The 24,626-nt window shown below is 44.6% G+C and carries 23 protein-coding genes, 1 other RNA gene and 1 pseudogene; 23 read left to right on the top strand and 2 right to left on the bottom strand.

From position 1 onward, the window contains the following. The first annotated feature begins 5 nt into the window (after window positions 1–5). The 20 genes from REC12_RS05630 to REC12_RS05725 all read left to right on the top strand — a co-directional run bounded on the left by REC12_RS05630 (window position 6) and on the right by REC12_RS05725 (window position 21,963). Window positions 6–1,589: a Na/Pi cotransporter family protein gene (locus REC12_RS05630; protein ID WP_308892835.1), complete on the top strand. Its 1,584-nt coding sequence runs from the start codon at window positions 6–8 to the stop codon at window positions 1,587–1,589. A gap of 297 nt (window positions 1,590–1,886) precedes the next feature. Next, window positions 1,887–2,588, top strand: coding sequence for a glycerophosphodiester phosphodiesterase (locus REC12_RS05635; protein WP_308892836.1), 702 nt, complete (start codon window positions 1,887–1,889; stop codon window positions 2,586–2,588). 255 nt (window positions 2,589–2,843) lie between these two features. Next, a complete protein-coding gene (locus REC12_RS05640) occupies window positions 2,844–3,962 on the top strand; it encodes an extracellular solute-binding protein (RefSeq protein WP_308892837.1) in 1,119 nt (372 codons plus the stop codon). Between the two features lie 128 nt (window positions 3,963–4,090). Next, window positions 4,091–4,969, top strand: coding sequence for an ABC transporter permease (locus REC12_RS05645; protein WP_308892838.1), 879 nt, complete (start codon window positions 4,091–4,093; stop codon window positions 4,967–4,969). Next, the gene (locus REC12_RS05650) at window positions 4,966–5,814 is read left to right on the top strand and encodes an ABC transporter permease (RefSeq protein ID WP_308892839.1); all 849 of its coding nucleotides are present in this window, start codon (window positions 4,966–4,968) and stop codon (window positions 5,812–5,814) included. The genes REC12_RS05645 and REC12_RS05650 overlap by 4 nt, the downstream gene beginning before the upstream one ends. 119 nt (window positions 5,815–5,933) lie before the next feature. Continuing rightward, window positions 5,934–6,947, top strand: coding sequence for an ABC transporter ATP-binding protein (locus REC12_RS05655; protein ID WP_308892840.1), 1,014 nt, complete (start codon window positions 5,934–5,936; stop codon window positions 6,945–6,947). Window positions 6,948–7,015: 68 nt separating this feature from the next. Beyond that, window positions 7,016–7,597, top strand: coding sequence for a glycerol-3-phosphate responsive antiterminator (locus tag REC12_RS05660; protein ID WP_308892841.1), 582 nt, complete (start codon window positions 7,016–7,018; stop codon window positions 7,595–7,597). Window positions 7,598–7,792: 195 nt separating this feature from the next. Then, the gene (gene glpA, locus REC12_RS05665; protein WP_308892842.1) at window positions 7,793–9,412 is read left to right on the top strand and encodes an anaerobic glycerol-3-phosphate dehydrogenase subunit GlpA; all 1,620 of its coding nucleotides are present in this window, start codon (window positions 7,793–7,795) and stop codon (window positions 9,410–9,412) included. Between the two features lie 13 nt (window positions 9,413–9,425). After that, the gene (gene glpB / locus REC12_RS05670) at window positions 9,426–10,646 is read left to right on the top strand and encodes an anaerobic glycerol-3-phosphate dehydrogenase subunit GlpB (RefSeq protein WP_308892843.1); all 1,221 of its coding nucleotides are present in this window, start codon (window positions 9,426–9,428) and stop codon (window positions 10,644–10,646) included. 16 nt (window positions 10,647–10,662) lie between these two features. After that, on the top strand, window positions 10,663–11,934 hold the full coding sequence (locus tag REC12_RS05675) for an anaerobic glycerol-3-phosphate dehydrogenase subunit C (protein ID WP_308892844.1): 1,272 nt from the start codon (window positions 10,663–10,665) through the stop codon (window positions 11,932–11,934). A 136-nt stretch (window positions 11,935–12,070) separates the two neighbouring features. After that, window positions 12,071–12,721: a phosphate signaling complex PhoU family protein gene (locus REC12_RS05680; protein WP_308892845.1), complete on the top strand. Its 651-nt coding sequence runs from the start codon at window positions 12,071–12,073 to the stop codon at window positions 12,719–12,721. A gap of 210 nt (window positions 12,722–12,931) precedes the next feature. Next, window positions 12,932–14,116: a phosphoglycerate kinase gene (locus REC12_RS05685; RefSeq protein WP_308892846.1), complete on the top strand. Its 1,185-nt coding sequence runs from the start codon at window positions 12,932–12,934 to the stop codon at window positions 14,114–14,116. Between the two features lie 148 nt (window positions 14,117–14,264). Next, the gene (tpiA, locus tag REC12_RS05690) at window positions 14,265–15,056 is read left to right on the top strand and encodes a triose-phosphate isomerase (protein WP_308892847.1); all 792 of its coding nucleotides are present in this window, start codon (window positions 14,265–14,267) and stop codon (window positions 15,054–15,056) included. Further along, window positions 15,053–16,597: a 2,3-bisphosphoglycerate-independent phosphoglycerate mutase gene (gene gpmI / locus REC12_RS05695; protein ID WP_308892848.1), complete on the top strand. Its 1,545-nt coding sequence runs from the start codon at window positions 15,053–15,055 to the stop codon at window positions 16,595–16,597. The genes tpiA and gpmI overlap by 4 nt, the downstream gene beginning before the upstream one ends. A 24-nt stretch (window positions 16,598–16,621) precedes the next feature. Further along, window positions 16,622–17,905, top strand: coding sequence for a phosphopyruvate hydratase (gene eno, locus REC12_RS05700; protein WP_308892849.1), 1,284 nt, complete (start codon window positions 16,622–16,624; stop codon window positions 17,903–17,905). A 281-nt stretch (window positions 17,906–18,186) separates the two neighbouring features. Next, on the top strand, window positions 18,187–18,411 hold the full coding sequence (gene secG, locus REC12_RS05705; protein ID WP_308892850.1) for a preprotein translocase subunit SecG: 225 nt from the start codon (window positions 18,187–18,189) through the stop codon (window positions 18,409–18,411). 209 nt (window positions 18,412–18,620) lie between these two features. Beyond that, entirely contained in the window at window positions 18,621–19,415 is a 795-nt protein-coding gene (locus tag REC12_RS05710) for an alpha/beta hydrolase (RefSeq protein ID WP_308892851.1), read from the top strand. Window positions 19,416–19,549: 134 nt separating this feature from the next. Next, window positions 19,550–20,020, top strand: coding sequence for an SsrA-binding protein SmpB (gene smpB / locus REC12_RS05715; RefSeq protein WP_308892852.1), 471 nt, complete (start codon window positions 19,550–19,552; stop codon window positions 20,018–20,020). 227 nt (window positions 20,021–20,247) lie between these two features. Continuing rightward, window positions 20,248–20,599, top strand: a transfer-messenger RNA (tmRNA) gene (ssrA, locus tag REC12_RS05720). A gap of 374 nt (window positions 20,600–20,973) precedes the next feature. After that, window positions 20,974–21,963, top strand: a complete 990-nt coding sequence (locus REC12_RS05725; RefSeq protein WP_308892853.1) for a D-cysteine desulfhydrase family protein — start codon at window positions 20,974–20,976, stop codon at window positions 21,961–21,963. 760 nt (window positions 21,964–22,723) lie between these two features. Here the strand turns inward: REC12_RS05725 and REC12_RS05730 are convergent. Together REC12_RS05730 and REC12_RS05735 are read right to left on the bottom strand one after the other, a co-directional pair. Continuing rightward, entirely contained in the window at window positions 22,724–23,002 is a 279-nt protein-coding gene (locus REC12_RS05730; protein WP_308892854.1) for a type II toxin-antitoxin system YafQ family toxin, read from the bottom strand. Beyond that, a complete protein-coding gene (locus tag REC12_RS05735) occupies window positions 22,999–23,277 on the bottom strand; it encodes a type II toxin-antitoxin system RelB/DinJ family antitoxin (protein WP_308892855.1) in 279 nt (92 codons plus the stop codon). The genes REC12_RS05730 and REC12_RS05735 overlap by 4 nt, the downstream gene beginning before the upstream one ends. 489 nt (window positions 23,278–23,766) lie before the next feature. On the opposite strand from REC12_RS05735, the pseudogene REC12_RS26440 reads away from it, so the two are divergent. The 3 genes and pseudogenes from REC12_RS26440 to REC12_RS26450 all read left to right on the top strand — a co-directional run. Continuing rightward, a pseudogene (locus tag REC12_RS26440) lies at window positions 23,767–23,907 on the top strand (winged helix-turn-helix domain-containing protein); the annotation flags it as partial. Further along, a complete protein-coding gene (locus REC12_RS26445) occupies window positions 23,886–24,092 on the top strand; it encodes a restriction endonuclease (RefSeq protein ID WP_374214178.1) in 207 nt (68 codons plus the stop codon). The pseudogene REC12_RS26440 and the gene REC12_RS26445, both read left to right, overlap by 22 nt. Window positions 24,093–24,441: 349 nt before the next feature. Next, window positions 24,442–24,626 (top strand): transposase (locus REC12_RS26450; RefSeq protein ID WP_374214179.1); only part of this gene is annotated, 185 nt, incomplete at its 3' end.

Below are 24,626 nucleotides of genomic sequence, written 5' to 3' on the forward strand. Positions count from 1 at the left end.
TTTTCATGTATGGAGTACAGACAACGTCGGATGCCCTACAAAAGTTCGCGGCAAATCGGCTTAAAGAAATTCTCCAATCCCTTACCAAGAAAACCTTTATGGCTGTTTTATTGGGAATGGTCATGACAGTTGCTTTTCAAAGCAGCGCAGCGACGACGGTTTTAGTCGTGGAATTTGTCAACGCAGGAATGATGAATCTGGGTCAAGCCTTAGGTATTGTTTTAGGTTCGGCAGTCGGGACATCGATTTCTATTCAGCTTATAGCCTTTCAGATTCTTGATGTTGCGCTGGGGGCCGCTTTTATCGGGTTTATTCTCTATTTTGCGGGTAAGAAGCAGTGGAAGCATTTAGGCCATGCTCTGATTGGCTTTGGATTGATTTTTGTGGGTATGTCCAACATGTCGGATGCCTCGGCTCCTCTGCGCAATATTCCCGAGGTTTACAGATTTCTCTCCCAATTGGGGACACAACCCTTTCTGGCTATCGTTGTGGGACTCATTTTAACAACTGTAATTCAGAGCAGTACGGCAGTGTTCGCGATTATGATGTCTCTGGCCGGACAACATCTTTTGGGCCTTTCGGCGATTGTCCCTTTGGTTATTGGCGCTCATATTGGAGGAACTGTGACAACTTTGCTGACGAGTTTTACTGCTAAAAAAATGGATGCTAAACGAACAGCAATTGCCAATACGGGGTATAAGGTGGTGGCTGCAGTTCTCTTGTACCCTTTTTTGGCTAAGTTTGCACTTTTTATTCAATGGACGACGGGCAATTTACAACGACAGGTCGCCAATGCTCATTTGCTTTTTGCGCTTTTGATGGTTCTTTTGTTTTTACCTTTTAACACGGTCATTGCTAAAAGCTTGGAACGAGCGCTTCCGGATCGTGCGGGCAAAGACACACCTTTTAAATTCCAAGTCATTGATGAGGTATCCCTGGAGGTTCCGGCTGTCGCTCTTAGACAGGCCACAGAAGAGGTTCGTGCCTTAGGCAAGTTCATTTATAATAAAATGATGCAAATGATTCCCGAGGCTCTTTTATCGGGTTCCGAGGAGCTTGTTGAGAAAATTGCCCAGGCTGAAGAGGGTGTGGACTGGTATTATCGGCATACCATGCGCTTTTTGGCAGTTTTGTCGCAGAAAGGGCTGACAGACGAACAGGCGGAAGAAAGTATGAACATTCAGTTCATTGTTAAAGAATTGGAGTACATTGGGGATGCCGTTATGGCCATGGTGCAATTAACCACCAAGCTTCGACGCGAGAACCTCAAGGTTCCGCCTGCAAATTGGGGAAACTTAGATGAGTTATATCAGCAAGTCATGAATCATTTTGCAACGGTACTTCAAGCACTGGTCCAGTGGAATTCACAAACGGCGGCGGAAGTAATCCGGGAACATCCCGAAACGACGCGCATCCAAAGGAATTTGCAGTTTAATTTTCTTGCGCAAGGCCCTCAGAAAGATGAGAAGGAAAGTGAACTGAAAATTGAGGAGAAATTTCGCAATATGACCTTGGATTTGATTAACCTGTTAGCTCAAGTAGATGAATATATTGTTAATATTGCCAAGGTAGTCATGGGGATTGTTTAAAATAGCGGTGCAAGTTTGCTATTTTAACATAACTATTACAATAGTATAACTTGGAAATAACGATCAAGTATTATTCTAAAACTAATTGCTTGAGAAAAAGGAGGTGAAGGCTTTTTAATTAATTGGGATTCGCCCCGAAGGCAGTTATGACAATAAAGTTTTTGTCGAGGGACAAAATTAAAGCAAATTATTTTTTTCTCAAAGTCAGACCTAAAATATGACTTTTAATGATATGATAAAAACGAAAATGCCCACTTTAGCATAGGAATTGCCGGAGGTCTTTGAAGGAGGGATAGCGTGAAAATTTTAGGACACCGGGGAGCCGCAGGTACATTTCCGGAGAATACGTTGTTGTCCTTTGCCAAAGCGCTTGAATTGGGAGTAGATGGTCTTGAATTTGACGTGCAATTATCGCGGGACGGAGAAGTTGTTATCTGCCACGATGAACGGGTCGACCGCACAAGTGACGGTGTTGGCTGGGTCAAAGATTTTACACTTAAAGAATTGAAGATGCTTAATTTTGGAGTTAGCTTTGGAGTAGCTGCTCCGTTGCCTACCTTGGCAGAGCTGCTGGAAATGACTGCGGGCAAGTCTCTTATTCTAAATGTTGAGATTAAAACCGGCTTGATCGCATACCCTGGGATTGTCAGAAAAGTGGTTGATTTGTTAGAGAAACGACAAGTGACTCAGGATAGTATAATTTCTTCTTTCGAACATAAGACAATCATAGAAGTAATCAGGGATCATCCCCATGTCCCAACGGGCTTGCTTTATGACTGCGGAATGATTTCACCTTGGCTTTATGCTCAGAACCTGGGGGCTAACTATCTTCACCCTTATTATGCTTTCGCATCTCCGGAGATGGTTCAGGAAAGTCATTTGCGGGGCATTAATGTACATACTTGGACGGTGGACGAGACCTGGGAGATGGAACGTGTCATGAATTCGGGCGTGGATATGGTGATTACGAATTATCCGGAGCGGTTTGTTTTGAGGTAAGTTTAAACTGCCAATCATGTTAGATTGGATGGCCTATTATTGTGAAGAAGTTATTAGGGGAGCTGTCAGCCTTCATGCTTGACTCTGAGGTCGGATATGAAAGGACCAAGGATTGACTTCAGGGACAGTGAATGGATATAGAAAACTAGCCATAAATCAAGATTTCTGGGGGGTGGGAAGTTTTTAGCGGTCTGATTAAGATTGAGCAAAGTTTCACGTTGGTCAGAGTTAAATTTGTTTCAGAGGAGGATTAAAATGTTAAAAAAGAGCAGGAAAACTTTAGTGGTAGCTATGATTGCCACATTCCTAATGAGCAGCCTTTTATCCGGGTGTGGAACGGCCCCTGCGGCTGATACCAGTAAAGAAACAAAACCGGCTGCGGAATTAACAGGGCAGGCCTTGAAAGATGCTGTGAAAAAAGAGGGGAAAATCGTTTCTTATGGTATGCCGGATGCCTGGGCCAACCTTGGCGAAATTTGGGGCACGTTTACAAAAGACTACGGAGTAACCCATTCGGATACGGACATGACGAGTGCTGAAGAAATTGCTAAATTTGATGCTGAAAAAAGCAGCCCGGTCGCTGACATCGGTGATGTAGGGATTACTTTTGGGAATGTAGCTATTTCACGTGACGTCGTGCAAGCGCATAAAGGGCCGACCTGGAATGAGGTTCCGGATTGGGCTAAGGACAAAAATGGTCTCTGGACAGGAGAGTATGTCGGAACGATCGCTTTCTTAGTAAATACTAAATTGGTCAAAGATGTTCCCCATAGCTGGGCAGATCTGCTTAAACCGGAATACAAAGGGGATGTTGTTGTCGGAGACGTCTTAAAAGCCGCACAATCTCAAGCGGCAATTTTGGCGGCTGCCTTTGCCAACGGTGGGGATGAAAACAACTTAACCCCTGGAATTGATTACTTTAAGAAGTTGTCTCAAGCCGGCAACCTTAAACCCAGTGACAACATTTTCAGTGTCTTCCAGAAGGGTGAGGTTCCTGTTGGTATTCTTTGGGACTTCAATGCCTTGGGTTATCGTTCCCGCTTGACGGATAAAGACAATTACCAAGTGGTTATCCCCAGTGACGGTACCGTAGCAAGCGCTTATGTGTCGGTTATAAATAAATACGCTCCTCATCCTAATGCCGCGAAGGCTTTCCAGGATTTCCTCTTGAGTGATCAGGGACAAATTCTCTTAGCTAAAGGTTTTGCCCGTCCAATTCGCGATAAGGTTCAAATTCCGGAGGATATCGCCAAAACAATGGTTCCTAAAGAACAATACGCTGCAGCCAAACCGATAAAAGATTTTGCAGCTTGGGAAAATAATATGAAAACTATCCCTGATCTGTGGAGGAACAATGTCATAGTTTCTCAATAAATCTTTATTTTGTCCGGAAGCAATGGAGGAAGAGCCTGGCGAAGCCGGGAGGCCCTAGAGCCTGACCGTCAGGCCTTCCTTGCAGCAAATGCGTCTTAAAGTCGTCGGCGACGAGGAGGCCTTACAAAATGAAAAAGAACATAGTAGCTCGGCTCGGCCAAGAGTTGCGGCGAGGCGGAATCCTTTGGGTTCCATTCATTCCTTTAATTATCTTAGCCTTAGCCTTTGAAATCTTACCTATGATCTATATTATTTACAGTAGTGTACATACCGCTTCAGGTTTAAGCATGGCAAGCTTTTCTGAAATTTTTAAAAGTAAGTATTATGTAGTTTCCTTAAGAAACAGTTTGCTTGTTTCCGTAGCTGTAGGAATTATTGGTCTGATTATCGGCACATTTGGGGCTCTGTCTTTGCGCTCTTTAGGAGAAGCCTGGCGGGAAAAACTATTAACCTTGGTTAATATGACCTCGAATTTTTCCGGGGTTCCACTGGCTTTTGCTTATATCGTTCTCTTAGGGGTTAACGGACTGGTGACGGTCCTGATGAAGGAAAAAATGGGGCTGGACCTATACGGCATGGGTTTTAACCTTTTTAGCTGGACAGGCATTGTCCTGGTTTATATTTACTTTAGTGTCCCTTTAGCCTTTATGCTGATGTATCCGGCAGTCTATGCTCTCAGGCAGGACATTCAGGAAGCTGCTTACATTTTAGGGGCGGGCAGAGTTCACTTCTGGCGCAAGATCGGGGTGCCGATTTTGTTGCCTTCGATGTTAGGCAGTTTCACGCTGCTTTTTGCCAATGCTTTAGGGGCCTATGCTACTGCGTATGCTTTAACAAACTCCAATAACAGCCTGGTATCCATAACAATAGCCAATCTTGTCACAGGAGATATTTTCCCGGACCCTTCCCTGGCCAGTGCTTTAGCCGTCATTATGGCAGCATTTTTGGTTGTCTCTATTGTTATTAATGCCAGACTTAAGAAAAACAGCGGAGGGGTGGGAGAATGAAACGGGGGATTTTTTCCCGGGTTGTTTTAATTATAATTTTGGCCTATCTGTTTTTTCCAATCATTGCGACCCTGCTTTTCTCCCTGGCCACAAAGTGGAGTACGACTATTTTGCCTGAGGGATATACTCTGTCCTATTATCAACAACTATTTAACAGCCCTGAGTTTATACAGGCCTTGTTACGAACTATTTTCGTAAGTTTTGCGACGATTATCTTATCAATTCTCATCATTATTCCCTCAATGTACTTGGCGATTGTTTATTATCCCCGTTTGGAAAAGCTCTTCGAGTTCTTATCTATTTTGCCCTTTGCTATGCCGGGAGTTATTTTGGCTATAGGATTGATTCAAATGTACTCTAAGGGTCCGCTGAGAATCAGTAATACGCCTTGGATATTAATAGGTTCTTATTTTGTCCTTATTTTGCCCTTTATGTATCAAGCAACCAAGAATAGCTTCCGAACGATTAATGTCAAGGCTCTGACCGAAGCGGCCCTGATGCTAGGCTGCGGCAAGCTGGAGACGTTTGTGAAAATCATCTTTCCGAATGTGTTGAGAGGGGTCGTTTCCGCAGCTTTGATTTCCGTTTCGGTATTATTCGGAGAATTTGTTTTAGCTAATTTGCTGGTTGGAGATAACTACGAGACTATTCAAATTTACCTTTATAAATTGCAAAAAGTAGACGGCCATACGGCTAACGCTTTAGTTGCTTCGTATTTCCTGGTCATTTTATTGATGTCTTTAGTTCTGATCTGGCTGGCCTTCAGGTCGGAGGAGAAGGCTCAAAAGAGGGGCCGGAAGTTAAGGACCGGAGACCGAAAATCGAAAGAGGTAATCGGTGCTTAATTAAAGTCATCAGTCGGCAGAATTGGTTGCGGAGAACTGGAAAACCGGAGATTTGAGATGGCTTTTGAAGGACTATAATCAACAAAGGAACGAGTATATAGGGTGTGGGGGTATTAGGCATGAGCTATGTTCAAGTCATCAACATAGATAAGAGTTTTCAAGGACGTCAGGTTTTGAAAAAAATAGACCTGGAGATTGCAAAAGGGGAATTTGTCACACTATTAGGGCCCAGCGGCTGTGGCAAGACTACGCTCTTGAGAATTATCGCGGGCTTGGAGCGCAGTGACGGAGGCAAGGTTATTGTCAATGGCAAAGAGATCTTGGAAGGGCAGAGTAAGAAAGAGCAGAACATTGGCATGGTCTTTCAATCCTACGCTCTTTTCCCTAACATGACAGCTTTTGAAAATATAGCTTTTGGACTGAAGATCAAAAAAGTACCTTCCGCTGAAATCCGCAAACAAGTCGAGGAAGTTATGGATATTCTGAGCATCACGGGAAAAGAAAACAACTACCCTCATCAGATGTCGGGGGGACAACAACAGAGAGTTGCTTTAGCTCGGGCTTTGGTGGTGAGGCCGGATTTGCTTCTTCTCGATGAGCCCTTAAGTGCCGTGGACGCCAAGGTCAGGGAGAGTGCCCGAACTTTAATCCGTGATGTGCAGAAAAAAATGGGGATTACAACTATATTTGTTACCCATGATCAATTAGAAGCATTGGTTATGTCAGACCGTATTGTAGTCATCGATAGCGGAGAAATTATGCAGTATGGAACTCCGGAACAAATTTATCACAAGCCTGCCAACAAATTCGTGGCCCAATTTATCGGGACTTATAACTTTATTCCGGGAACTTTAGTAGGCTTTCCTCAGACCGAGGTGTGCATCCGGCCCGAACATGTTTTACTGGTCGGCAAAAACGAATTAAGTCAGGTGGGAGAAGCCGATGATATAAAACTCCGGGGATCGCTAGAGAATTTCTACATTTTAGGAAACACAGTCAGGGCTGAGGTGGCCGTAGAGGGTAAAACCATCGTCGTTGATCATCTCAACCAATCTGCGAGGTCTCAATTTGCTCTTAATGATGAAGTAGGACTCCTGATTGAGAGAAAATCCTGTACGATTCTGGAAAGCTGAAATTAAATCTATTTTTAAAGGATTAAGTATATGTTGCTGAAGCAGGCGTTGGAATTGGAAGGGTTGCTATGGAAAATAGGGTTGGTTTTAAAGAAGCCTTAGGTTTGAGCGGAGTTGTGCCGGCGGTTAAACATCTTGAAGATTTAACAGAAGTCCTGAACATCCCTTGGGTTGCTGTGGTTATTTTGATCGGTGGGGACATCAACGACTTGGAAGGGATTTTAAAAATCCGCGGCAAGTATCCGGAGAAGTATCTCTTAGCTCATGTGGATTTGATTGAAGGGGTTGGGAAAGATGAGGCTGGGATGCGTTACTTAAAACGCTTGGGTCTTGAAGGGATTGTTTCTGTTAAATGGCAGCTTCTGCGCTATGCGAAAGAAAACAATATGTTGACGGTTCAGCGCTTATTTCTGGTTGATTCGGAAGCGATTCGCACAGGATTGAAAATTATCAAAAAGGTGACGCCGGACGCTATTGAAATTTTGCCGGCAACAGTACCCAAGTATGCGATTGATGAATTTCGAAAAGTTACGGATTTAAGTATCCTGGGAGGAGGACTACTCCGCACTGAGGAGGATGTGCGCAAAGCTTTGAGCAATGGTTTGACAGCTGTGACGGCCAGCCGCAGGAATCTCTGGAAGCTGCGTTGACGCAGGAAATATCTAAGTGTATAATTATATAATAGGTTTTCAAAACTTGATATTAGAGGCTAGAGAAGTAAGAGAAGCCACTGGAGGAAGCGCAACAGCGCTCCACCAGTGGTTTTTTTATACTGACTTTTGCTTTATAAACCTTGACCATCAGGTATTTAAAATAAAAGGCAAAGCTAGTTTAGGAGGGTTAACATGCTGCAATACCAGGTTGTGATTGTTGGGGGCGGGGCAACAGGTGTTGGTATTTTGCGGGATTTAAGTATGCGGGGGATTACGGCGCTGCTTTTGGAACAAGGTGATCTGGCCCACGGAACAAGTTCCCGTTTTCACGGTTTATTGCACAGTGGTGCGCGCTATGCAGTTAAAGACCCTGTGTCGGCGGCTGAATGTATTGAAGAAAACCTTATTTTAAAACGGATTGCCGCGAGTTGCATTTCCGACACGGGCGGGTGGTTTGTCCAAATGTCCGGGGATGACCCGGCTTATGTTAAACAATGGCTTGCAGGCTGTGCTAAGGCGAAGATTCCTATCTGTGAAATATCTCCTGAAGAGGCGTTTGAGAAAGAGCCTTTAATCGGCAACAATGTTGTGCGCGTTTTTGAAGTGCCTGATGCCACTGTGGACGGGTTCAAGCTGGTTTGGGCCAATGCGAAATCCGCTAAGCATTATGGCGGGGAATTTAAAACCTATCATCGGGTGGAACAGCTTCTTAAAGAAGATCAGCGGATTTTCGGTGTGAAGGCTAAAAATCTTTTAAATGGGGAAGAGCTGCTCGTTCATTGTGAGGTCGTCGTCAATGCCGCCGGCGCTTGGGCTTCGCAAATTGCCGACTCTGTCGGAGTACCGTTGGAGGTGATCTGTGACAAAGGAACACTGCTGGCTTTCAATCAAAGGTTATTTCAACGGGTGGTTAACCGGCTGCACCCTCCCAGTGACGGAGATATTTTTGTGCCTCATGAAACGATCACGATTTTAGGGACCACTTCGGAAATTGTGGATTCGCCTCAAGAAACGATTCCCCAAGAAAGTGAAGTCAAACGGTTGCTGGCCTTAGGCAAGGACGTGCTGCCGACTCTTATGGAACACCGGGTCATTCGGGCTTTTGCGGGAGTAAGACCTCTTCATAGAGAGGATAGCGAAGCCCCGGGTGCGGCTGAAGAGGGACGGGAAGTCAGCCGAACCTTTGCTTTAATTGACCATGGGATTCAAGATGGCATCAAGGGGCTTGTAAGTATCGTCGGCGGGAAATTCACAACCTATCGCTTAATGGCTGAAAAAGTGACGGATTGGATTGCTCAACACTTGGGCAATACGGTTCCCTGCCGCACTTCGGAGGAAAAGCTGCTCCCGGAGGTTTCGGAGACCGTACGGTGTGAAGCGCGGCGGCTTTTGCCCCATGCGGCGGCTGAAAAAATGCTGGCAAGGCTTGGAGAAGATGCGGAAGAGGTTTTGGCTGAGATTTTGCATAATCCCGGGAAAGCCCAAATGCTTTGTGAATGCGAAATGGTCTGTATCGCCGAAGTGGAGAAAATTGCAGCCGATGAAAATGCTCATCATTTAGCGGATATCCGCCGCAAAACGCGTTTAGGCATGGGGACCTGCCAAGGGGCCTTTTGTACCTATCGCGCCTTGCCTCTACTGTGGCAGGAAAAAGGCAAATACGACTCTTTGCGGGACGAATTGAAGCGTTTTATTAATCAGAGATGGAAGGGAATCCGCCCGGTGCTCTGGGGTCAGCAATTGCGTGAAACTGAGCTGACGCGGGCTATTTATGCCAGTATCCTCCAAGTGGACACAACTAAGGATAATTGAGGAGGGGGTTTCCGTGTGGGATGGAATTATCGTGGGAGGAGGCCTTGCAGGGCTCTTAACAGGGATTCGGGCTTCAGAAAGAGGTAAGCGGGTTCTGATCATCTCCGAAGGAGTAGGGAGTTTAAGTTATAGTTCGGGTGTTTTAGATTTTGGCGAGGTTGAGCGTTTAGTAAAGCAGGAAAAACATCCTTATGCCTTGCTCGGGGAGTCAAGAATTCGAGCCGGTGCGCAGTACTTTCAAAACCTTTTTCCGGAGTATATAGGGAAATGGGGGAAAAGCCAAGATGTCCTGACTCCTTTGGGCTCACCGAGAAAAGCAGGGTTGGTTCCGAGAAGGTTTGCCGCCGATGTTTTGAGAGACGCCCGGCAGATCATATTAGTGGCTCCCGAGGGACTGAAGGATTTCTATCCGGAAGTGAGCAAGGGGATCTTGGAGAGAGATTATCCCTTAAGCAACGTTGTCCTGTATCCAATTCGGCCGGCACGGTTTGAACCTTGGTATCAAGGCGGGAAAGCGGTGACAGGTGTGGACTATGTCCGGTTCTGGAGAACGGAGTCTGGGACTGCCGAATTAAGCAGCCTGGCTAAAGGCCTTGTTGCTCAAGTTTCGAATGCCGGCACCCAAGGCAGCCAGCTTTCCGGGACAGTTGTAGTTTTCCCGGGGTTAGTCTCCGAATTTTCCAGTTCCTTAGAACAGGTTGTGGCTGAAATTTCTTTGCCGCTAGTGGAGATGACAGCTTTTCCACCTTCAGCAAGCGGCGGAATTCTTTATGAGGTTTTAAAACAAAAGTTTAAGGCTTTAGGCGGAGAGCTGCTTGTCGGGGCGGGGGTTAAAGCCATTGAGGCTGAGGGGAAGCTGTGTCGCAAGGTGATTGTCTCGAGCAAAGGCAGAGACTCCTGTTTTTCCGCGCAATCCTTTGTCTTGGCGACGGGCGGGATTTTTGGAGGAGGGATTAAAGTAACTCCATCTATTCAGCAAGAAACTGTTTTAGGCTTGCCGCTATTTGTTCCGTCGCATTGGACGCGGCCGGAATTTTTGGGTGAACAGCCCTATGCTCAAATGGGAGTCGAGGTTGATTGCTCTCTCCGCCCGCTTAATCCGCAAAGTCAAGAGGTAATCTTTGAAAATGTGCGTATCGTTGGGCGAATGCTTGCCCACTACGATCCTTGGATTGAACAATGTGGCGGGGGAGTCTCACTGGCCTCCGGATGGTTCGCCGGAGATTCGATATAGAAAGGATGCGGTTCAGATGGGGTTAGAACAGGATAAAGCCGCGAACTTAGACGCTTGTATTAAATGCAGCGCCTGCACTTCCCAGTGCCCGGTTGCAGCGGTGTACCCCTTTTTCCCTGGACCTAAAAGTGTTGGGCCTGATGCTGAACGTTTGCGGCTTGAAGGATTCGAAACGGATGTGAGATTCCTGAGTTATTGCTCTAATTGTAAAACCTGCGAAGTCACCTGTCCGTCCGGGGTGAAGATCACAGATATGATCATGCGGGCGCGGGAGAAGGCTCAAGAAACCGGGCATGGCCAGGGGAAAAGTCTTCGCTATCGAGTTCGTGACCTCATACTGGGACGCGCGGAATACTTAGGGAAGTTGGGGACCTTCTTGCCGGTTCTGACAAATCTGGTTTTAAGGATTTCTTTTGTGCGCAGCTTAATGGAGCGAATGTTGGGAATCGGAAAGCAGGCTCCGCTTCCAGCCTATAGGACTAAATTAAAAAGTCCGTCAAACAGGTCTTTAAAAACCGGTGGCTCGGGTCGGCACGGAACTCCCCGGAAACAGGTGGTTTATTTTCCAGGCTGTTTTATCAGATACAACGACAGTTTAACAGGTCGGGCCGTGATCAAAGTGCTTGAACACAATGGCTATGATGTCATCGTTCCTGATTTTCACTGTTGTGGTGTTCCCCTTCAGGCAAACGGTCATTTTCATGAGGAAAGGGATAATATACGAAAAAACCTGGGGTTGATGCATTCCTACCTGCAAGAAAATATACCTGTAGTCGCCTCGTGCACGAGCTGCGGGTTAGCCTTGAAAGAGGAGTATCCCAAGTCGGGATATCCAGGTGCGGAACGTGTTGGGCACCAGACCTACGATTTATTCGAGTTTCTCTGGAAGTTGCATGAAGATGGTGAGCTGGCGGAAAATTTCCGGGAGGTTCCTTTGTCTTTAGGGTATCATGCGCCTTGCCATCTAAAGGCTCAAGGAATTGGAACTCCAGCTGTGCGTTTACTGCGCTTAGTCCCGGGAGTCCGGGTCAGTGACTTGGATGCAGGCTGTTGTGGCCTGTCAGGCAGCTTTGGTTTTAAAGAGGAACGCTATGACTTAGCCATGCAAATTGGGAATTATCTGTTTTCCCGAGTTCGTCAAGGTGTGACGAGAGGAGAGTTTGAGGTCATGACAACAGAATGCGGTGGATGCCAAGTACAGATTCAGCATGGCTCAGGTGTCAAAACAGAACACCCGATTTGGACGATTGTGGAGGCCTATGGCTTAGACTTAAAGCATAAACATTAAGTAATCTTTTAGCACATAATTTTGTGCCGAGGAATAGGATGATTAGGAATAGCTCAAGAGGGATGATCAGGCTAGAGCGTTTTTGAGGGAGGACTGTGCGGCTGTTCGAAGGATTGTTTGAAAAGAGGTATGCTGTATGGGCGTGTTTCGTACATCAGGGTATGATCGAGTTTTGCTAAATTTACGTGCGATGGTTGTTGAGCTGGCCGAAGCTTTGCAGGACCATTTAGGTGCAGCCATCGAAGCGCTGAAAAAAGGTGACATGATTCAGGACTGGGAAGAGCGGGATGACGTTATCGATCAAATGAGGGACTGCATCGTAAAACGCAGTTATGACATCATGAGCTTGCAGCAATTGCGCAGTCAGGATTTGCGTTGGATTTTAGGTTTTCAGCGTATGGCACAAGAGCTTGAACGGGTCGCAGACTATGCCTGCGACCTTGCTGAATTAAGTGAGCTTAAACCGGAAGGAAACTGGTCGACGGATATTTTAAAGATGGCAGAGCAATTGACGGATATGACCAATTACACGGTCTCTATTTTAAAAGGGGAAACGGAAATCCTTCGGGATTTGGCCGATCAGGATGATGTCCTGGATTTAGCTTACGCTAATTTTAATGCTGCTTTAATTGAAGGAAGCCCCCAAAAATACGACGATAGGCAGTTAGGGTTAAGCTTGGTGCTTGCCCGAACCCTTGAACGTATGGGAGACCATATTGTCAATGTTGCCGAAACACTCCTCTATGTTCAAACAGGAGTTCGCAGGCTCACGGAGAGAACCAGCTAGCAGATGCCTTTGCCGGCTAAGTTTCTTTAAAGGAATCCTTGTCAAAGGGGCAGGAAACTGTCTTTCGATGGAGAATAAATTAGACTTAGGTTGATAAACCTTCGGCGGCAGAGTAAGAATGTTCTTTCTTGGTATACTATGGATAATTGAAAGATAAGACCTTTATGTGGATGTTGAACCCTTTGAAGCAAAGAGAAAGGGGATATTACTGTGAACAAAAAGAGTGTTAAAGACATAGCTGTACAAGGCAAACGAGTGTTAGTTCGGGCAGATTTTAACGTGCCCCTGGATGAGCAAAATCAGATTACGGATGATACGCGCATACGAGCTTCCCTCCCGACGATTGAATACCTTATTAAAGAAGGAGCGCGTGTTATTCTTGCTTCCCACTTAGGGCGCCCTAAAGGGCAAGTAAATCCGAAATATTCGCTAGCGCCTGTTGCTCAGCGCTTGAGTGAAAAATTGGGGCAAAATGTGCCTTTGGCCCAGGACTGCATTGGTGATGTGGCTAAAGAGGCCGTCATGAAGCTGCAAGATGGTCAGGTTCTTCTGCTGGAAAATGTTCGTTTCCATAAGGAAGAAGAAAAAAACGATCCCGAGTTTGCCCGGGAGATGGCCTCCTTGGCCGAGTTCTTTGTTAACGACGCTTTTGGGACGGCCCACCGTGCTCACGCTTCTACAGAAGGAGTTACTCATTACCTACCGGCTGTGGCGGGTTTATTAATGCAAAAAGAAGTGGAGTTCATGGGTAATGCCTTAGAAAGGCCGGAGCATCCTTTTGTGGCGATTATCGGCGGAGCTAAAGTAAGTGATAAAATCGGGGTCATTGAGAATCTTTTGGAAAAGGTTGATGCCTTGATTATTGGCGGGGGAATGGCTAACACGTTTCTCAAAGCTCAAGGGTTTCAGGTTGGAAAGTCTTTGTTGGAAGAGGATAAGGTTGACTTAGCAAAACAATTGCTGGAAAAGGCCCAACAAAAAGGGGTCAAATTAGAATTGCCGCTTGATCTCGTTGTGGCAAAGGCTTTTGCCGCGGATGCTCCTCATCGCACCACAGCTTTGTCAGGCATTGAGGACGATGAAATGGCTTTAGATATTGGTCCGGCAAGTGCCGAGCGGTTCGGAAGCCTTATTTCAACCGCCCTTACCGTAATCTGGAACGGTCCCATGGGAGTTTTTGAAATGGATGCCTTTGCCAAAGGGACTGAGCGGGTGGCCCAGGCAGTCGCCGCTTGTAAAGGGACCACGATCGTTGGCGGCGGTGATTCGGTGGCCGCGGTAGAAAAGATGGGAGTGGCGGAACGCCTGACTCATATCTCAACCGGCGGAGGTGCATCGCTGGAATTCCTGGAAGGAAAGGTACTTCCCGGAGTTGCGGCCTTGCTTGACGCCTGAGACATACGGCTAAAGCTTGAACCTAAGTTAAGGTGAAAACTAAAGTCATCCATAAGTAAATATTAAGTTTAGAGGTTAGAGTTTTGAATTGTCGTATTTCACGCATCAAATATCACACCTCGTTATAATGAAGTGGAGGAATCATACTGTGGTAAAGCGCAGGCCTGTGATTGCGGGCAACTGGAAAATGTTTAAAACTGTTAAAGAAGCTGAAGATTACGCAGTCAAGTTCCTGGAGGAAGTTAAAGGTGTCACCGATCTCGACATTGTTCTTTGTGCTCCGTTTACAGCTCTTTACTCCCTCAAAAATGAACTGGAAGAAAGTGTTGTTCATTTAGGCGCCCAAAATATGTCCTGGGCCGATCAAGGTGCCTATACGGGTGAGATATCGGCGCAGATGCTTTTAGAGGCCTCTTGTACATATGTTATTCTTGGACACTCTGAGCGAAGAGAAATGTTCGGAGAGACGGATGAGACTATTGCCAAGAAAGTCCGCAAGGCTTTGGAGGCAGGCTTGACTCCTATTTTCTGTGTCGGTGAAGACCTAAGTATCCGCGAGGAAGGAAAGGCTGTTGAACGGGTCCAAGGTCAGGTGTCACGAGCCTTAGCCGGCATGTCAACGGAAGATCTCGGCCGAATTGTTGTTGCTTATGAACCTATTTGGGCGATTGGCACTGGAAAAACCGCTTCAAGCCAGGATGCTCAGGAGATGTGTGCGGCTATACGCGCTACCCTGGCCGATTTTATGGGAATGGCTTCCGAAACTGTGCCGATTCTCTATGGCGGGAGTGTTAAGGCCGACAATATTGCCGAATTATTGACAGAACTGGATGTCGATGGGGCCCTTGTTGGGGGAGCAAGCCTTGATCCCCAAGGTTTTGCTAAGCTTATACATAACGCCGCTCCTTTGGCTGCGCGCGTAGAAGGGATATCATTATGAGTGCTGACAGACCACTGCTGCTTATGATTCTTGACGGATGGGGATATCGTTCGGTAAAGGAGGGCAACGCCATTGCCCAAGCGAACCTGCCAAATTTCCGGCGCCTGGAAAGCGAATATCCGCATACTCTGTTGCAGGCATCAGGAGAGGCAGTAGGATTACCGGATGGACAAATGGGAAACTCGGAAGTGGGACACTTAAACATTGGAGCCGGCAGAGTGGTTTACCAAGAGTTAACCAGAATATTTAAAGCTATTAAAGATAGAACATTATTTAAGAATCCTGTTTTGTTAGAAGCGATGGAATCCGCGCGCCTTCACAACCAGGCCTTTCATCTGATGGGATTGCTTTCGGATGGAGGGGTCCATTCTCATATTGAGCACTTGTTTGCCCTGCTGGAGATGGCTAAAGAGCAAAATTTAGAGAATGTCTTTATTCATGTGATCCTCGATGGCCGGGATGTATTGCCGCAGAGCGCCAAACAATTTATTTCTCAGCTTGAAGAAAAGATCAAGGAACTGGGGATTGGAAAGATAGCCTCTGTGAGCGGACGTTATTACGTTATGGACCGGGATAAGCGCTGGGAACGTTTGGAAAAAGGGTATCAAGCCCTGGTTTATGGCCAGGGAAAATTTGCGCCCAGCGCCTTGGCGGCTGTGGAAAGTTCTTATGATGTTCGTGTGACGGATGAATTTGTGCTGCCAACTGTGATCCTTGGCCAAGATGACAAGCCTGTGGGCCTTATACGAGAGGGGGACAGCGTGCTCTTCTACAACTTCCGCTCTGACCGGGCGCGGGAGATAACCCGGGCTTTTGTTGACGAGGAGTTCGCAGGGTTCGAGAGATCAAATCATCCCCGCGTTCACTATGTGTGCATGACGCAATATGATGACACCATTCCAGCGCCCGTTGCCTTTCCGCAGCAAGATTTAGAAAATACTTTAGGTGAAGTTCTTTCTCAACAAGGATTAAAGCAGTTGAGAATCGCCGAAACTGAAAAATATGCTCATGTCACTTTCTTTTTTAACGGAGGAATTGAAGAACCTAATCCGGGCGAAGAACGCATTCTGATTCCTTCCCCTAAGGTTGCGACCTATAATCTTCAACCGGAAATGAGTGCTCCGGAAGTTACAAGGACCCTTCTTGGAGAACTCAGGAAGAAAGTTTATGATGTGGTCATTCTAAACTTTGCCAATCCGGATATGGTGGGGCATACCGGAGTCTTTGAAGCGACGGTAAAAGCGGTGGAAGCGATAGACCAATGTTTGGGAGAGATTGAAAGTGAGCTGCATAACATGGGCGGAGTGTTGCTTGTGACAGCAGACCACGGGAATGCCGAAGAGAAGATAGACCCTGAAACACACCTCCCTTTAACTGCTCATTCCACAAACTTAGTGCCCTTTATTTTGATCAGCGACAAGTTTAAAGAGCAGACTTTGCGTGACGGCGGAGCTTTGTGCGATGTTGCCCCAACCATTTTAGAGATACTTCAGATTCCACAGCCTAAGGAAATGACAGGAAGATCGTTACTAAAGCCCTAAGAGCAATTAAAGGAGGACTTTTCAATGAGTGTAATTACTGATGTATATGCCCGGGAGATCTTAGATTCCCGTGGCAACCCGACTATTGAGGTAGATGTTATTCTGGCGGACGGGATTATGGGCCGCGCGGCTGTGCCCTCGGGGGCATCGACAGGAGCCTTCGAGGCGGTTGAACTGCGAGACGGAGATAAAACCCGTTATATGGGAAAGGGAGTAGTCCAAGCCGTTGAAAATGTCAATAAAGTAATTGCCCCGGAAGTAGAAGGCTTATCGCCTTTTGATCAGCCTGGTCTTGATCAATTGCTTATAGAGCTGGACGGCACAGAAAACAAGGGCAAATTGGGAGCGAATGCAATTTTAGGCGTGTCCTTGGCTGCGGCCAAGGCCGGTGCTGAATCCCTGGGTCTTCCTCTTTATCAATATTTAGGCGGAGTTAATGCTAAAGAACTCCCCGTCCCAATGATGAATATCCTTAACGGTGGCAAACATGCCGACAATAATGTGGATATCCAGGAATTTATGATTATGCCCGTAGGCGCGGCAAGCTTCGCAGAAGCCCTGCGCATGGGAACTGAGGTGTATCACAGCCTGAAATCCGTACTCAAAGAAAAATCTCTGGCTACGGCAATCGGGGATGAAGGCGGATTTGCCCCCAGCCTGGAATCCAATGAAGACGCTTTGCTTTGCATAGTGGATGCTATCCAAAGAGCCGGTTACATTCCCGGCGAGCAAGTAGCCCTGGCGCTGGATGTGGCTGCCACAGAACTCTATGACAATGGTGCCTATCATTTAGCCGGCGAAGGCCTTACCAAGAGCTCTGAGGAGATGATCGACTACTATGAAGGTTTGATCACACGTTACCCCATCGTTTCCCTTGAGGATGGTCTTGCCGAGGAAGACTGGGAAGGTTGGGCTAAGTTAACGGAGCGCCTGGGGGATCGGGTTCAACTGGTAGGAGACGATTTGTTTGTTACGAATCCGGCACGTTTGTCGCGCGGCATTGAAGAAAAGTGTGCCAACTCTATTTTAATCAAGGTTAACCAGATCGGAACCCTGACAGAGACTCTGGACGCTATCGAAATGGCTAAACGCGCGGGATACACGGCTGTTGTCTCCCACCGTTCCGGTGAGACGGAAGATGTAACCCTGGCGCACATAGCGGTTGCCGTTAATGCTGGAATGATTAAGACAGGGGCTCCTGCTCGGACAGAACGGGTCGCCAAGTACAACGAGCTGCTGCGCATCGAAGAAGAGCTCGGAGGCAGCGCAATTTACCGTGGCCGAAAGGCTCTGGCCAGAAGCAAATAATCCAGGCCGTTTCAAATTAAGTTTTTATGTGTTTAGAGTGTGCCAGGCATGAATGGCAGAACGTCTTTACACCTAAGAGTAGCGAGAAGGGGCTGACTTTCCAAGTTAACAATGATGGAAACAGCACCTTAGCGCTGGTCAGTGCGTTTTACCAGGCATGAAAATGATAATATCCCTAAACAATAAGAATGGCCTTGTTGAGTTTTAAAGAGGCTTGTGCTAAAATAATCCTATTGTATCAGGTCATTGATGCGACGGGTTTTGTATTAGGGGGTGTTTATTTGAAAATTGCTATTCTTATTCTTTTGGTCATCAGCTCCCTGGGATTGATTGCTACTGTCTTGCTTCAGTCGGGAAGAAGTGCCGGATTATCCGGTGCAATATCAGGTGCCGGAGAATCTTTCTTTGGCAAAAAGAAAGGCATGGATGAACTTTTAGCGAAGTTTACGGCTGTTTTGGCAGGAGTTTTTTTGTTGAGTTCTTTAGGGTTGGCAATGCTTAAGTAGGAGCAAGGACGGTTTAGGCTTTGAGCCTAAGGGCTGATACTTACTAATATTTCATACACAAGAGGGACACTCCATGATGGGGTGCCCCTTTCCTGCCGTCGCTTTTGATTATTCGGAGGAAACATTAATTGAACTGAATTGCAGGGAACACACCGAGAGCGTATTTTTATATAGTGCATGTTAATTAGTTAGAGCAATGGAGGGATTGAGTGAAACCGCAAAAACGTTTAGTGGAGCCCTTCTGTTTTCCGGGGAATCACGTCGGCTGTTTACTCATCCACGGCTTTTCGGGGTCTCCTTCCGAAATGCGTTATTTGGGGGAAGGGTTGGCGAATTTAGGTTGGACTGTCCTGGGAATAAAGCTTTCGGGACATGGAACTACGCCCGAGGAGATGTCTAAGACACGATGGGAAGATTGGGCCGGGGATGCTGAAGCGGGAGTTAGTGAATTGAGAAAAACTTGCACCAAAGTGATCGGCATCGGCCTTTCTATGGGGGGATTGCTGGCACTTCATTTGGCAGCGCTGGGATTAATTGATGGAATTGTTTCGATGAATTCGCCCATGCTCTTAGCTGATCGCAGGACTCGCTACCTTCGGTTGATTCGGCCCTTTCGGGAATTTGTCGGCAAGCCCAAGTCGCCAAAGGCTACCACAGCTTCTTTAAGGTCTGAGTCAAGGTCTGAGTCCTTTCAGCTCAAACCGGAACGTTTTGTCTACGAGAAGATTCCGGTAGACAGCCTGATCTCGTTAAACAAAGCAATCCGGCAGGTGAGGCATCAACTCTATAAGATTCACTGTCCTGCTTTATTGATGCAGAGCAGAACAGATACCACGGTAGCTCCTATCAGCATTCAAATTATCAGCAAAAATATTCGTGCCCGTAAATTTGAAGTGCTTTACTGGGAACATTCCGGGCATATTCTGACTCTTGGCCCCGAACGAGATGAGGTTGTACTTAAGATTCATGAATTTCTTCAGGAATTTTGCTTACCGGAATCATGATCTATCTATAATTAGGATCCATCTATGTTATCAGGTGAAATTGATAAGGTATTTTTACCGGGATATTTTCGGCATGGTTAAATTAGGAAATTACTGAGATTTATAGTATACTAGACGAGAGAGGAGGAGCACAAATGCCTTCTGAAGGAATCAAAGTCGTCTCTGAAAATCGCAAAGCCTTTCACGATTATTTTATTGAAGACCGGATTGAGGCTGGGATCATTCTGACCGGAACCGAGATAAAGTCAATTCGCAATGGAAGGGTAAATTTAAAAGACAGTTATGCCCATTTAGATAATGGGGAGGTTTGGGTTTATCAAATGCACATCAGCCCTTATGAGCAAGGGAATCGCTTTAATCACGATCCGCTAAGGCCCCGAAAGCTACTACTTCACCGGTCAGAAATTAGCAAGCTCGTCGGTAAGATTCAGCAGCAGGGGTTAACTCTTATTCCTATTAAAATTTATTTAAAAAAAGGTTTGGCGAAAGTTGAATTGGGTGTCGCTCAAGGTAAGAAAAACTATGATAAACGTCAGGCACTGGCTGAACGTGAAGGTAAACGCGATATCGAACGGGCGCTGAAAGACCATAATAAAAGCTATTAATGGTGACGTTGGCAAGGAGCAATTGGCACTTTATTCCAAATAAACTGCTCTTGATTTTTGATTTAATTTATTTTTGCTTGTTAAGTCTTGCTTTAACTCTTATTTATAGTTATAATAATTAATGTTTAAAGGTTTTTTTAATTTGTTTGCCATTGGAAACCATATTTTCCACAGAAACTTAGTTTGATTTAGAGATAAATATGTTATACTAAACATGTAATTAATTCGGGGGCGTTTTAGACTCGCTCGGGGAAGCGGTGGCAAAAGTTGCGCGTCGAGATTCCACCTGGTCTCGTTAAACGGTGGACCAAAATAGTTAACGAAGATAATTTCGCTCTAGCTGCCTAAGTGCCGCTAGCATCCTGCCTTCTAGACCTACGATGAAGGGTCAGGGTGTCAAATTAGTAGGATGCTCTAATGTCAATGCTCGGAGATATTAGCTAAGATGATCGAGCTAGCCAAAAATGAATCCTTGCCTTTAGGAGTCACAACCGGCGAAACTTAAATTAAAGGATACACGCGTAGACGCTTTTGTGGTCGTTCTTCGATACAGGGGTGCAAGTCCCCTCGCCTCCACCAATCAAACCCACGAATATTTGGTGGAGATACATAACGAAAGCCTTGAGGTACATTAACTTGTAAGACTCAAGGCTTTTTTGCATGTTAAGATGAAATTCTGTTGGTATATCTTATTCTAGCTAGAATCTAAGAGACTTCAGGAAGGGAGGCAGGATTAATCGGCGCTTCCCTTGTTGGGAGTTTAACGAATCTAATGGGTCAAGGTAGGCCTTCTTTAGCCCAGGAAGGAGTTTTTAAATAATTGTAGAATATTTAGTAGCTATTTGTAAGTATATAGGCTTATGTTTGGCTCGTGTAAATCAGACCTAATAACTTCGACTAGATAGGTAACTTTGGATGATACGATGTGAAATATAAATGAGGGGGTTTATTCTATGATTAAAATTCCCGAAAAAATAATGTTAGCAAACCTGCCAACAAGAATAGAAAAATTAGAAAGACTATCGCAAAAACTTGGCGGACCAAATGTCTATATAAAAAGAGATGATCAAACAGGAACGGAAGTCTCCGGTAATAAAATAAGGAAACTTGAATTTTCTGTTAGAGAGGCCCTTGATCAAGGTTGTGATGTGCTTATTACCTGTGGTGGAATTCAATCTAATCACTGCAGAGCAACGGCAGCAGTAGCTTCAAGGATTGGAATAAAATCAGCTCTCCTTTTAAAAGGAAATGCGAATATAGAATTAGACGGCAACTTGTTTATAGACAGGCTTTTAGGAGCTGAAATACACTTTATTACTCCAGAAGAATATAAAAATAATAGGGCTGAAATTATGGAAAAAATCAAGACAGAATTGGAACAGCAGGGCTGTAAACCTTACATTATACCAGAAGGTGCTTCTAATGGGATTGGTGGCTTTGGATACTATAATGCTATGGAGGAAATTATTTCGCAAGAAAAGGAAATTGGCGTGCATTTTGATACAATTATACTGGCGGTAGGATCTGGCGGAACCTATTCTGGACTATTTCTAGCAAGTAAAACACTGGGATATACAGGTGAAATTTATGGGATCAATGTTTGCGATGATGCTGAACACTTCAAAAGTGAGATTTATAAAATATCACATGAAAGCATGCAGTATCTCGATATAGATTTACAGTTTTCAAAAGATGAAATTCATATTATAGATGGATATGTGGGCAAAGGATATTCACTGAGCAGGCCAGAAGAAATTCACTTTATTCATGAATTTGCAAAACTAGAGGGAATTATTTTAGATCCTGTATATACAGGTAAAGCAATGTATGGATTGGTAGAAGAAATTAAAAAAGGAACCTTTAAAAACTGTAAAGATATCCTATTTATTCATACTGGAGGAGTATTCGGATTGTTCCCTCAAAAAAACTTATTTACATTTTAATCAAATTTAAAACTAATTTTTTGCTAAAGAACTAAACTGCTTAGTAGACGTTCAGTACGATACATCGGTGTCGATCCTTGAATTTGATTTTGCCCCAAGGAGTACATCGCCAACAACAGGTGTACTCCTTTCTTTGCTGGCTGCCGGGTCTTACATCCCGGCAGCCTTTCTGTAAGTCTTCATAAGATGGGTCAGTTTAGCCGATGTCTTAAAGGAATAGCTATTGTTTTTCTGCTCAAAAGAAAGAGCCACCTTGAAGGTGACTTCAAGGTGGTCTTTGTAAACAATAACTTTATCAACGAAGCTATTAATGAATTTCTTAAATTCCGGGATATTTTTCTCCGTCACAAACTTTCTAAACAGGGAGAACGTCTTCCGCAGGCTCTCCTCACTGACTTCAACCGTCTTGTTTTTGGCACTCAATTGTTGGAGGGATTAACGGGCTTTAAATGAATCTTGAAAAAATCCTTGTTCGATGGCGTTGACGATATTGGTTATTTGCTTATTAATTTCTTTGAGCTTGACCTTCATAATTCTAAAAGAGATGAAGAGTCGGAGATTTAAAAAAGAATGCTGGGAACAAAGACTTAAGGAAAAAGTTTAGGTAATTCAATATCCTCTGATGGAAGGGCTACATAATAGCCTTTTTGATAAAGAGATTGTAAGGGATCAAAAATTAGAATACATCTCCAAAGCTCAGCTTAAATGAGTTTTGACACCGATAAGTATAAAAGAATAGCCTCTGCAAAAGCAAAGACTATTATCCGAACAAATCCCTATGAGTTCCTGTCCTTGACAATGTTAGTATAAGAATATCTTTTTCCCTGTGGTAAACCAGCAACCAATCAGGCTGAATATGACATTCACGATGTCCTTTCCAGTTACCTGACAGTTGATGGTCTTTATATTCAACAGGAAGAGGATTTCCGTCTGCAAGTGTACGGATTGCATTATCGAGGAGTTCAATATCTAAACCGCGTTTAATTGACAGCTTATAATCTTTCTTAAATTGGTTTGTCCAAACAACACTACGCCTCATGACTTAAGCTCCTTAAGAGCTTCTTCAACATCATCATAACGTTTAACAGAAGGGTCACGGGCAATGCGTTCTGCTTCCAACAAAGCCGTAATTGTTTCTGCGTTGGGTGTGTTAATTGTAATGTCAAAAGGAATACAACCTTCACGAACAGCTTGACGAAGAAATATATTAAACGCTGTCGTCATATTAAGACCAAGCTGAGAAAACAAGATATCTGCTTGTGCTTTCAAGTCGCTGTCAATACGAAAGCTGACATTGGAGGTTTTGTTTGCCATATAGAATCACTCCTTCTCAGTTTATGCTTATTATACTACAATAAAACAATCATGTCATGTAAATAAAACGCTTCTGTAATGTAATTAACATTTAATTTACATTTGACATATAATATGCTTCATAGTTCAATTTATACATCAAAGGGGATCAAAATCTCTTCAATTTGCTTTGCCGATTACAGTTCAAGAAAGATGACTGTTAAAAGCATCATTAAAGATGAATTTCTTAAGTAAACTACTGTTTATAAAAGATAATCCGGCAATGACTTATAATGAAACACTTCGGCGGGCATCTTTTTTGACCTAACTTTCCAATCAAACCCTCGAATGTGGTGGAGATACATAATGAAAGTCTTGAGTTACATTAACTTGTACGACTCAGGGCTTTTTTGCAGATAATTGATAAAGAGTTTAGAGGATGTGACTCAAAGTGCCAATACCTAGTACCACGAAATGTACCGTCCTTTTTCGTAGTGTTTAAGAGATGAAAAACAACATCGAATCAAAGACATAATTGTTTCTATTGCTGATACTTTAAAGCTCTCAGAGCAAGAGTTAGCTGAAATGTTTCCAAGTAGAAATCAACGTGTTTTTAACAATCGAATAGGATGGACCCGTACATACCCTTAAAAAAGCTGGTATGGTGGTTCTTTAGAAAACTCTGGAGTTGTCGTTGGGAAAACAGGGATGAAGGTATTGATGGTATCATCAAAGAGGGTAAACTAGGCTTTAGTCTAATTTATATACAAGCAAAACGATGGAATCTTAATCAGTCAGTGGGTAGCTATTATTTTTCTCCGTCACAAATTTCCTGAATAGGGAGAGGATATTAAACAAAGCCCCCCCTCGTATTGAACGACAACTTGTCGCCTTGACAGATTGCCATTCAAGCCTTTAGAGAAGGCTTTCCCTATTGTATTACAAGATACAACTTTAGGGGTTTTGAGTTGAGATAGAAATCTCACCTGATACTTAATACAAGCATGTAAAATCTTATCGATATCTCAGTAAAAGAAAAAATAATATAATTACGTTGCAATATTTTTTATATCGGAGGAATAGGATGAAATTATTTATCCAAATCGCTGCACTGATCGTCGCTCTTTAGCCCCTTAATGAGCTTGGACAGATCAACTCTCTATTGATAAAATATTTTTAGAGAGGATGGTTTGGGTGACTAGGCATAATTATTCATCAGAATTGAAAGACAAAGTAATTAAGGAGGCTCTTGAAACAGGCAACTGTGCTCTCGTAGCAAGAAGGCATGAAATCGCTGAATACACAGTTAGGGATTGGGTAAGAGCATATAAAACAAAGAATAGCAAAAAATCTTCAGATAAAGATCCTGC

Origin of the sequence: Candidatus Desulfosporosinus nitrosoreducens (genome assembly GCF_030954495.1) — a bacterium.
Taxonomy (GTDB): domain Bacteria; phylum Bacillota; class Desulfitobacteriia; order Desulfitobacteriales; family Desulfitobacteriaceae; genus Desulfosporosinus; species Desulfosporosinus nitrosoreducens.